This is a genomic window from Pseudoflavonifractor sp. MCC625 (genome assembly GCF_018784545.1).
In the GTDB taxonomy this organism is placed as follows: Bacteria; Bacillota; Clostridia; order Oscillospirales; family Oscillospiraceae; genus Pseudoflavonifractor_A; species Pseudoflavonifractor_A gallinarum.
On the sequence record NZ_WQOJ01000033.1, the window covers coordinates 17480 to 27600 of the forward strand.

At 49.2% G+C, this 10121-nt stretch carries 13 protein-coding genes; all 13 read left to right on the plus strand.

Annotated elements, in window-relative coordinates; genetic code table 11:
* Window positions 1–2: 2 nt before the first annotated feature.
* The 13 genes from GPK94_RS11910 to GPK94_RS11970 all read left to right on the plus strand — a co-directional run bounded on the left by GPK94_RS11910 (window position 3) and on the right by GPK94_RS11970 (window position 10053).
* Window positions 3–1466 carry a cobyric acid synthase gene (locus tag GPK94_RS11910; protein ID WP_215655915.1) on the plus strand — a complete coding sequence of 488 codons (1464 nt, stop codon included), beginning with the start codon at window positions 3–5 and terminating at the stop codon, window positions 1464–1466.
* A 2-nt stretch (window positions 1467–1468) separates the two neighbouring features.
* Entirely contained in the window at window positions 1469–1765 is a 297-nt protein-coding gene (locus GPK94_RS11915; protein WP_346728031.1) for a cysteine-rich small domain-containing protein, read from the plus strand.
* Entirely contained in the window at window positions 1762–2505 is a 744-nt protein-coding gene (locus GPK94_RS11920) for a sugar phosphate isomerase/epimerase family protein (RefSeq protein ID WP_215655917.1), read from the plus strand. Before GPK94_RS11915 ends, GPK94_RS11920 begins: the two co-directional genes overlap by 4 nt.
* A complete protein-coding gene (cobT, locus tag GPK94_RS11925) occupies window positions 2502–3590 on the plus strand; it encodes a nicotinate-nucleotide--dimethylbenzimidazole phosphoribosyltransferase (RefSeq protein ID WP_215655918.1) in 1089 nt (362 codons plus the stop codon). Before GPK94_RS11920 ends, cobT begins: the two co-directional genes overlap by 4 nt.
* Window positions 3587–4126: a bifunctional adenosylcobinamide kinase/adenosylcobinamide-phosphate guanylyltransferase gene (locus tag GPK94_RS11930; protein WP_215655919.1), complete on the plus strand. Its 540-nt coding sequence runs from the start codon at window positions 3587–3589 to the stop codon at window positions 4124–4126. Before cobT ends, GPK94_RS11930 begins: the two co-directional genes overlap by 4 nt.
* Window positions 4123–4860 carry an adenosylcobinamide-GDP ribazoletransferase gene (locus tag GPK94_RS11935; RefSeq protein WP_215655920.1) on the plus strand — a complete coding sequence of 246 codons (738 nt, stop codon included), beginning with the start codon at window positions 4123–4125 and terminating at the stop codon, window positions 4858–4860. Before GPK94_RS11930 ends, GPK94_RS11935 begins: the two co-directional genes overlap by 4 nt.
* Window positions 4861–4869: 9 nt before the next feature.
* Window positions 4870–5232: a bifunctional adenosylcobinamide kinase/adenosylcobinamide-phosphate guanylyltransferase gene (locus tag GPK94_RS11940; RefSeq protein ID WP_215655921.1), complete on the plus strand. Its 363-nt coding sequence runs from the start codon at window positions 4870–4872 to the stop codon at window positions 5230–5232.
* Window positions 5229–5780, plus strand: coding sequence for a histidine phosphatase family protein (locus GPK94_RS11945; protein ID WP_215655922.1), 552 nt, complete (start codon window positions 5229–5231; stop codon window positions 5778–5780). Before GPK94_RS11940 ends, GPK94_RS11945 begins: the two co-directional genes overlap by 4 nt.
* A gap of 697 nt (window positions 5781–6477) precedes the next feature.
* Window positions 6478–6777 carry a helix-turn-helix transcriptional regulator gene (locus GPK94_RS11950; RefSeq protein ID WP_215655923.1) on the plus strand — a complete coding sequence of 100 codons (300 nt, stop codon included), beginning with the start codon at window positions 6478–6480 and terminating at the stop codon, window positions 6775–6777.
* A 579-nt stretch (window positions 6778–7356) separates the two neighbouring features.
* On the plus strand, window positions 7357–7500 hold the full coding sequence (locus tag GPK94_RS11955) for a hypothetical protein (RefSeq protein ID WP_215655924.1): 144 nt from the start codon (window positions 7357–7359) through the stop codon (window positions 7498–7500).
* A 74-nt stretch (window positions 7501–7574) separates the two neighbouring features.
* Window positions 7575–9182 carry a recombinase family protein gene (locus GPK94_RS11960; RefSeq protein WP_215655925.1) on the plus strand — a complete coding sequence of 536 codons (1608 nt, stop codon included), beginning with the start codon at window positions 7575–7577 and terminating at the stop codon, window positions 9180–9182.
* A complete protein-coding gene (locus GPK94_RS11965) occupies window positions 9182–9916 on the plus strand; it encodes a recombinase family protein (RefSeq protein WP_215655926.1) in 735 nt (244 codons plus the stop codon). Before GPK94_RS11960 ends, GPK94_RS11965 begins: the two co-directional genes overlap by 1 nt.
* Window positions 9913–10053, plus strand: coding sequence for a hypothetical protein (locus GPK94_RS11970; protein WP_215655927.1), 141 nt, complete (start codon window positions 9913–9915; stop codon window positions 10051–10053). The genes GPK94_RS11965 and GPK94_RS11970 overlap by 4 nt, the downstream gene beginning before the upstream one ends.
* The last annotated feature ends 68 nt before the right edge of the window (window positions 10054–10121 follow it).

The following is a 10121-nucleotide window of genomic DNA, read 5'->3' on the forward strand; positions in this document are numbered from 1 at the left end:
TGATGGCAAAAAACATTATGATCCAAGGCACGATGTCCAACGCGGGGAAAAGCCTTCTGACGGCAGCATTGTGCCGTATTTTTAAACAAGATGGATATCGCGTGGCACCTTTCAAAAGCCAAAATATGGCACTGAACTCGTTTATTACGGCAGATGGCAAGGAGATGGGCAGAGCTCAGGTTGTGCAGGCTGAGGCTGCAGGAAAAGCTCCCGATGTGCGTATGAACCCCATTCTGCTGAAACCAACCACCGACACGGGGAGCCAGGTGATCGTAAACGGCATCGTTCAAGGCAACATGGATGCTGTAACTTATTATAAGTGCAGACCGGACTATATCCCCGCAGTCCTGAAAGCCTATCACAGTCTTGCAGCGGAAAACGATATCATTGTCATCGAGGGTGCGGGTAGTCCGGCTGAGATCAATCTGAAAGAACAGGATATTGTAAATATGGGTCTTGCGGCTATGGTCGATGCACCGGTTCTCTTGGTTGGAGACATTGATCGCGGTGGAGTATTTGCACAGCTATATGGCACCGTCTCTCTGCTGGAGCCAGAAGAAAAAGACCGTGTAAAAGGAATCATCATCAACAAATTTCGGGGAGATCAATCTATTCTGGAGCCTGGACTGAAGCAGTTGGAACAGCTTTGCGGCATTTCTGTAGCAGGTGTAATACCTTATGTCCATGTAGATATTGACGAAGAAGACAGCCTGGAAGAACGGTTTCGCCGCGGAGCGGAGCGCAAACTGATCGACATTGCGGTTATCCGTTTTCCCCGTATTTCTAATTTTACGGATTTTTCTCCCTTTGAACTCTATGAAAACGTGTCCGTTTGTTATATTACAAAGGTTGCGGATCTGGCTCAGCCGGACATTATCTTTTTGCCAGGAACAAAAAGCACCATTGCTGACCTCCAATGGTTGAGGCAAAGTGGACTGGAAGCAGCAATCAAGAAAAGTGCTGCCGCAGGAAATCTGGTGTTCGGTGTGTGTGGCGGATATCAAATGCTTGGCCGGACACTTTCCGATCCGGAGCAGGTAGAAGCTGCGGGGGTTATCGAGATTTCCGGCATGGGGCTCTTAGAGATGGATACCATCTTCCAATGTGAGAAAGTGCAGACACAAACCCGTGGCGTCTTTAACGGAATCGATGGGATTCTGTCTGTACTGAATGGGAAAGCCTACGAGGGCTATGAGATCCACATGGGCCGCAGCCGAAAAAAAGAGTCCCCTTTGACGGGGGCAGGGACGGTATATGGAAGCTACATCCACGGTATTTTTGACGCACCGGACGTTAGTAGTGCTGTCTTGAAGGCTGTTTGCATACAAAAAGGAATCGACTTCACATCGTTGGGAACCTTTGATATGCATGAATACAAAGAACGGCAGTACGAGATGCTTGCCGATGCCGTTCGGAACGGGCTGAATATGGGCTTCATTTACCGAGTCTTGAACCGGGAGGTGTGACTGTGAAATCATTTGATTATTCTTTTTTCCAAAACAGGACATGCGAATACTTTCCGTGCCATTCGTCGGCAGATGATGAAACCTTCAACTGTCTGTTTTGCTATTGCCCGTTGTACGCACTCGGTGAAAAGTGCGGTGGCAATTTTATCTACACCGAAAAGGGTGTCAAAGACTGCATCAACTGCCTGCTGCCTCACAGCAAAGGAGGGTATGACTTTGTTCTGTCTAAGTTTTCAGAAATTGCACATCTTGCGAAAAGAACAGAAGATAATGTGACAGGTATGGAGACTCCCGGATGAAAAAAGAGCAGCTTTATATTTCCACTATAGATGATCAGGCGGGTGCGCTGGCCTCAAAATACGGTTTGGGGTTGGAACTTGCGGAATACTGTACCGCATGGAATATGGATGAAAAGTTCACTGAAACCGACAAGCGCATTCGTCAGGAGACAGTTGGTATTTCCAGACTGCTGCTTCACGCTCCATTTAGCGAATTATTCCCCTGTGCAATTGATCCGAAGGCGAGGGTTCTTGCCGATCAGCGATACAAACAGGCATTGTTGCTTGCAAGGGATTACGGTGCGAAGAAAATAATCATTCACGGTGGATACAATCCCGGAATTTATTACCCATCATGGTATATTGAACAGTCAATACGCTTCTGGACACAGTTCCTGGATGAGTTGGATGTGTCCATCGTACTGGAAAATGTTTTTGAAGAAGAACCGGAAATGCTGATTGAAATTGTAAAGACGGTCAATGATCCCCGGCTGCGCCTTTGCTTGGACATAGGACATGTAAATGCCTATTCAAAGATATCGGTATTTGATTGGCTGAATCTTGCTGCCCCCTATATTAGCCATTTCCATATACACAATAATGACGGAAAGAAAGATACGCACAGCTGCTTGTGCTCCGGGACAATTCCTATGCGGGAATTTTTAGCACAAGCCGAGCACCTCTGCATGGATGCGACTTTCACCATTGAAACACCGGATGCTGAATCATCAGTGTATTGGCTCTTGGAGGAAATGGTATGAGTTTGAATAACCTTTTGAACAGCATCGTGCCTCTTGATCTTGCGGCTATGGATGCCGCAAGGCAGCGGCAGGCACAGCTTGCGAAACCGCCCGGAAGCCTTGGGCGGTTGGAGGATCTGTCCGTTCAGTTGGCGGGTATCACGGGAAAGATACTAAATCGAATTGAGAAAAAGCATTTGCTGGTCTTTTCTGCAGACAACGGTGTGGTTGCGGAAGGCGTATCCAGTGCTCCCCAATCTGTCACGTTGCAACAGACGATCAACCTGACTCGTGCCAAGACCGGAGCCGCTACTCTCTGCAAACACTTCGGCTGTGATATCACGGTTTGCGATGTTGGTGTTAATGCGGATATTAGGGATCCCCTGGTTTTGAACCGGAAGATTGCCTATGGTACTCAGAATATCGTCCGCGGTCCTGCCATGACCAGATCACAGGCAGAACAGGCTATCTTGCTTGGCATGGAACTGGCGCAGGAAACCGATGCGGATGTGATTGGAATCGGAGAAATGGGCATCGGAAACACCACAACTTCCTCGGCGGTTCTCTCTGTCCTGCTGGATGCGGATGTGGATGCGGTGACGGGGCGCGGTGGTGGTATCACCGATGATAGTTTCCTCAAGAAGAAAGAAGTCATCAAAACCGCCATCGAAGTGAATCAGCCGAACAAACACGATATTGTCGATGTGCTGTCCAAGGTGGGAGGTTTTGATATCGCTGCCATGTGCGGTGCCTTCCTTGGCTGTGCCGCCACCCGCCGTCCGGTGGTGATCGACGGCTTCATATCAGCCGTTGCCGCCCTATGTGCTTATAAGCTGTGTCCCAATGTGAAAGGCTACCTGGTTCCCAGCCATGCGTCCTACGAAATCGGCTACAAGCTGGCCATGGATGCGATGGAACTTCAGCCCCTTTTCCTGTTGGGAATGCGGTTAGGTGAAGGTAGCGGTTGCCCACTGGCCTTTAAAATTCTGGATGCAGCTTGCGCTATCATCAACGATATGGCAACTTTCGATCAAGCTGGCATCGACGATGACTATCTGGAGGAAATCCGGGAGGGTGATAAGTTCACCGTGGAGGGCGTACAATGACCTGCTTCATTTCCGGAGGTGCCAAAAATGGGAAATCCACCTTTGCACAAGACCTTGCGGTAGCATTGGGTGGAAAGCATTACTATGTGGCGACCATGATTTCAACCGGCGCGGAAGACGATGACCGTATCCGCCGCCATATTGCGGATCGGGATGGTATGGGCTTTGAAACGGTGGAATGTTTCCGCAATATCATGGACTGCTTGAGCACAGCGGACAAAGACGGTGTGTTTCTGGTGGACAGCGTCACCGCATTGATTCAAAATTCTCTTTTTCCCATCGAGAAAAATTATGAAATGGATCTGGAGGCGGCAAACCGCTGTGCGGATGAGATGATTCAATTTGCCGGAACTGTCCGTCATGTCATCTTTGTCAGCGATTACATCTATTCCGATGCGGAGAGGTACTCCGAAAGCACGGAAATTTACCGAAAGTGCCTGGCTTCCATTGACCGATGCTTGGCAAAAGTCTGCGATGCTGTGGTCGAAGTATCTGCCGGACAGCTCATCATACACAAGGGGACTTTATGCATATGAAAACCTACCTTCATGCTTTTGTTATGTGCCAGAGTATGTTCTGCTTCATCCCGGTTCCTCAGATTTGGGATGAAAGGGCCAAAGGCAAGATGCTCCTGTTTCTTCCCATCGTAGGTTTAGAGATCGGTGTAATTTGGACGGCGCTGGCATGGCTCTGCCGACTACTGAATTTGCCAGCCCTTGTGACCGGATTCGTTCTCTGTGCCTATCCCTACATCGTCACCGGCTTCATCCATCTGGACGGCTACATGGATGTGACTGATGCAGTGAAGTCCTGTCGGGATTTGGAGCGCAGACGGGAAATTTTAAAGGATTCCCGTGTGGGCAGTTTTGCGGTCATCGGAATCGTGCTTTTGATACTGACTCAGTTTACTCTGTTTGCATCTGCTCCTGAAACGGCTGATTTTCTGATTTTGATTTTTGTTCCGGCAGTGAGTCGGTGCTGTTCCGCTTTGGCAGTGACTGGCCTGAAGCCTATGTCCACCAGCCAGTATGCGGAGCATAAAAAGCCGAAAATCCACACGGTGGTGTTGACGATCATACTGTGCGTTTTCCTTGTGGCAGGCTTCCTTCTTTGTGGCAAGTATGGCTTTGCACTGATCGGATGCCTGATTGGTTATGGTCTGGCTTTGTGGCGAGCCTACAAGTCCTTGGACGGCATGAACGGCGATATTTCCGGCTATGCACTGACCATTGGAGAACTGTGCGCTGTGGCAGTGTATGCGCTCATTTAGGAGGTAACTATGATTCTAATTATCGGAGGAGCCTATCAGGGCAAGCTGGATTTTGCCAAGGATGCCTTTGGCATTACGGATGCAGACGTACATACCTGCGGCACCGGGGAGATCAACTTTTCCAAGCGGTGTATCTATAAAATCGAAGAATTTACCTACGGTCATCCTGATCCCATCGGTTATTTCAAGGCACACCGAGAACTGTGGCAGGACAGCATTCTGATTTTACAGGATATTTTCTGCGGTGTGGTTCCCATGGGTGCCGAAACCAGGGTGTGGCGGCAAGACACCGGCAGACTCGCTCAATATCTGAGCAAGGAAGCATTCCAGATTAGCCGGATTTTCTGCGGATTGGAGCAGAGATTAAAATGACGATTTACTTGATTCGCCATGGCAAGACAGAGGCCAATGAATGCCATCTCTACTGCGGCAGTACCGATCTGTCCCTGTCTGATGCAGGTAGAAAAGAATTGAGCCAGCTTCATTATGACATCAAAAATGTCCCCTTTATCACCAGCGGCATGAAACGGACAAAGGAAACCCTGCATATTTTATTCGGTGATGTACCATACGAAGCTGATCCCCGTTTCCGGGAGGTGGATTTCGGCATTTTCGAAATGCATAGCTACGAAAATCTGAAAGACACCCCAGCTTATCAGGCGTGGCTCACCGGGGACAACGATACCAATGTACCGCCCGAAGGTGAAAGCGGTGCGAAGATGTGTGAGCGTGTGCTGGCTGCACTCTCCGAAATACGGGAGGACACCTGCATCATCACCCACGGCGGTGTGATTGCCGCTATTATGACGCATCTGTTTCCGGACGAAAACAAAAATCGTTACGAATGGCAGCCAGAGCCAGGTCATGGATACGCGATCTTTGACGGCGCCTATAATATTCTTCTACCAAAATATAGATGAGTGTTACAAAAAATGCGGCAATACGATTTCGTGTGGCACATAAAGTTCTTCCGTTCTAAGCACAAAGGCCCTCTGATTTCAGAGGCCCTTTGTTTGTACGAGTGCTAAATAGAGCTACGGCAACAGCTGTTTCAACAGCAAATACCATAATGGGGGCAGCGTTGACAAAAAATGCTAAAAAATCCGTAAAACTTTTTGTATAATAAATTTCCAAATGTAATAGGTGGTGATAAATGACATAGAAATGGTGGCATCAGCATGGGGCAATAGACTTGTTACCCCTGATAGCCCCCGTTTCCCACAGGGAACGGAGGTAGATAAATGACCTGTTTCGAGTAGCTAAGTACAACAGAATATTTCAGCTAAATGGCCTCACAGGGACAGGTACGTCTTCTGCGAGGTTTTATAAACTCGAAATTTATCGTCTTCCCACGAACAATATCGAATTATTACGAGTGCCACCCGCCACTCTGCTCTGCTGCGCCATTCCTCCTGGCATGGCGGTTTTTCTCCACGCCCTCGTTCCGCTGCCTCCCGGTGGCGGCTATAATATCATCGCGCACCAAGGCATCCTTGCGGGTTATCACGCCCGCAGGGATGCCTTTTTCGTTTTTCTGTATTGGCGGCCTCGATGCAGAGAGCCTCCGTGTTTGAGATTTTTCCTTTTCCAAAATCTCAAACGAAACGGAGGAAGCGTATGCACTTCAATCAAGTTGAATTTGGATGTCGACTCAAGCAGGCACGTAAGGAATGCGGTTTTACGCAGGAGCAATTGGCAGAAAAACTGAACATTACCCCTGAACACATGGGGAGACTGGAACTTGGCAGAAGGGGTGTGTCCATCGACCTGTTAATCGATATGTCCAACATACTGCACGTGTCTCTTGATTACTTGATCAAAGGAACTGTTCATGACCCGTTCCGGATGAAACGAATGATCAAGCAAATACATAACATTCTCGACCAAATAGAGGAATTGCCCGAAAACCAGACCTAACAGGTCGGGTTTTTGCTCCAAAACCCGGCCTACAAGGTCATAAGAATTTTGTTTGAACAGAGTTACAATTTTCTTGAAGTTAAAAGTGAACTTCAAACAGCACCTTGAAAAACGCCTACACCCTGAGGCCATATCCGGCGACTAATAATGTCGGCTGGCGAGCCCCTGACGAGGGGGACAAGCAATACGGCAAGTGCGCCAAGACTCACCTGTGCGGAGCACCCGCATAAAAGACGGCCTTATAAGGTGACGAGCGGTACCCACTCAGCCCAAAGCAGCTTTGGCAAGCTGTCTTGCGATGACACCGCCAGCCTGTACTCACTGTCCAGCCACAGCTTCACGCGATGGGGGCAGCTCGGAGAGATCCTCGGAGGGGTGAGATTCCCGGAGGGCGGCGCCAGCCGCTGGTTAGTTTAGCCGCCCATGATCCGGGAAGTAGTGTCGAATAGGATCAAGTAAGAAGTAAGAATCTCAAACACAGCGGGAGCCGCACCATGCCCAGGAAAGCAATATTCTTCCAATCGATGGGCGGCTCCCGCTTCATATATTCCGCAAGACGAATCTCAAAAGGAGGCTGCCATGAACAAGAACGTTAATTTTTACGGAATCATTCTGTTGCTCCGCAAGCTGCGTGACAACGGTTTATTTACAGAAAAGGAACTGCGAAAAGTAGCTTCCAGAATCGCTGCAGAAAACAGCGTGGAGCTGATTATTTCTCTCTGATTTCTTCATTTAGTGTTAGCTATTTCAGCGGTGTTGTGGTAATGTTTGTGTTGCAAAAAAGGAGGTGGAACGACATGGCAAAAGCATGGCAGACAGACGGTGCGGCAGCCTTGGAAGAAAAGGCATACCGAGTCATTAAAATCGAAGCGCAGGAGCAGCCGAAAAAGGCTCGACTGCGGGTGGCCGCATATACTCGTGTCAGTTCCGACTCCGAGGATCAGTTCAACTCCTTTGCGGCACAAAACCGATACTATAATGAGCTGATAGCTGAGAAAGCTGAGTGGAGCCTGGTTGACATCTATGCCGATGAGGGCATCACCGGCACTTCTGCTGAAAAGCGGGATGACTTCCAGCGTATGATGGCCGACTGTCGACGAGGCCTAATTGACCAGATCCTCGTCAAATCCATCTCCCGCTTCGCCCGAAACACCAAAGAGTGTCTCGAAAATGTTCGTGAACTGAAGGAACTTGGTGTAAATGTCCGGTTCGAGCGTGAGGGGATTAACACCGCCAATGTAAGCAGTGAGCTCATCACTGCCATCTACGCCGCCTTCGCTCAGAAAGAAAGCGAGTCCATCTCCGGCAATATGCGTTGGAGCTATCAGCGCAGAATGGAGAGCGGGACATATGTGCCACCCGTTCTTCCGTACGGGTATTATCGTGTAGAGGGCAAGATGGTACCAGATCCAAAGCAGGCAGCAATTGTCAAAAGGATCTTTGACGAATACCTTAAAGGAATTAGCGTGGAACGGATAGCGAAGGGGCTTTGCGATGACCAAATCCCGTGTCGCTCCGGCAGGGTGGTATGGGATTCAACGGCTATTCGCTATATTATCTCGAATGAAAAGTACATGGGAGATTCGCTGTGGCAGAAATACTATACAACGGATACCCTGCCAACTCGCACAATGCTGAATCGTGGAGAACGAGAGGCATACTACGCAGAGGGTACACACGAAGGGATTGTATCGGCTGAAGTATTCAGCAAAGCAAATGCCCTCATGAAGAAAAGGGCAGATAAGATTAAACTAACCGAAAATACCCCATTCGCACTACGGAAGAAAATGTATTGCGAAGATTGCGGGTCTCCATTTAGAAGAAAAGTTCTTCGAGGAGTTACCGCCTATTGGGTCTGCATTGGACATGATAAAAAACGCAAGCCAGAGTGTTGTATGGGACCAATTCCGGAAAATGAGGTGTATGCAGCGTTCTGCCGTCTGTATTATAAACTCAAGCATCAGAGCGGCCCCGTCTTTGGGCAAATGCTCACCTCGCTCCAGGTCATCCGAAACTGCAGGATGCTCTGGAGTCCTGACATCGTTTCCCTGAACAAAAAAATATCAGAACTTTCCAGTCAGAATCAGACGCTGGCCTTTCTCAAGCAACAGGGCCTCGTTGATCCTGACATTTTTATATCCCAAACCAATGAACTGACCAAACAACTCCGACAGACAAAGCTGGAAAAGGAAAAGTTGATGGATGCCGAGAGCGACATGACTGCCCAGCAGACCCAGGAGCTCCTTGACCTGCTGGAGAACTGGCCGGACTTCCTCGACACCTTCGAAGCGGAGTTGTTTGGTGAACTCATTGATAAGATCATCGTGGAAAGCAATGTCTCCATCCGCTTCCGCCTGAAAAACGGATTGGAGTTGAGAGAAAGGATCGAGAGGACGGTACGATAATGGGTAATCGGAAACAGCCCTTTGGGTACAAGATCACCTTGGGGGAAGTAGTGATCCACGCAGAGGAAGCAAAAGTGGTTCAACAGATCTTCAAGCAATATCTCATGGGCGAGTCCCTGCAAAAACTGGCGGATACCTTACAGGAACAGGGTGTGACCTATGACCAAGGGCGCTCCTGGAACAAAAACACCATTGCCAGAATCCTTGAAGATAACCGCTACGCCGGAGAAAAGGGGTATCCGAAGCTGATCGAGCAGGAGCAACTTCATGCGGTCGCAGAAAAGCTGGCTCAAAAGGCAGCTCCTCCACAGAAAACAGAACTACAGAAAGTGTTACGCAAGCTCTGCACGAAAAGCATCAGTGCTGCCGTGGAGCAGCAAGTTGTAGCCTTGCTCGATGGTCTGCTCCAGACCCCCGCACTTATCGAACAGCCCCTGCGGTGCCAATCACGCAATGCATCCTCTGCGCAGATGGAGCTGGATGAGATATTGGAACAGCAACCCATTGACGAAGAACACGCAAGATCACTCATTCTGAAGATTGCCGCCGAACAATATGTGGCATTGGGTAACGAGGAATACGAAACCGTTCGCTTGCGCCGCCAGTTTACAACTGCTGAAAAAACGACCGCAGAACTGATGAGATGCACGGTATCGGAAGTCGTTGTAAACCAACGGCAAGTTAGGCTGCGCCTCAAAAACGGACAAGTCATCGAAAGGAGCGACCTGCAATGAGAGAAACAGTCCCAAGAGTCATTAAGATTCCCGCCAAACCGGAAGCGGCAAAAACTGCGGCTACTCGCAGGCAGCTTCGTGTGGCGGCGTACTGCCGCGTGTCCACCAAAGAGGAGGATCAGGCCGGCCGGGCGTAAAATTTTGTGTAAGCGATTTTCGACAAAGTCAAGAATGGCGCTGGAAAGCAGGGCGGATTCTGGCCTGA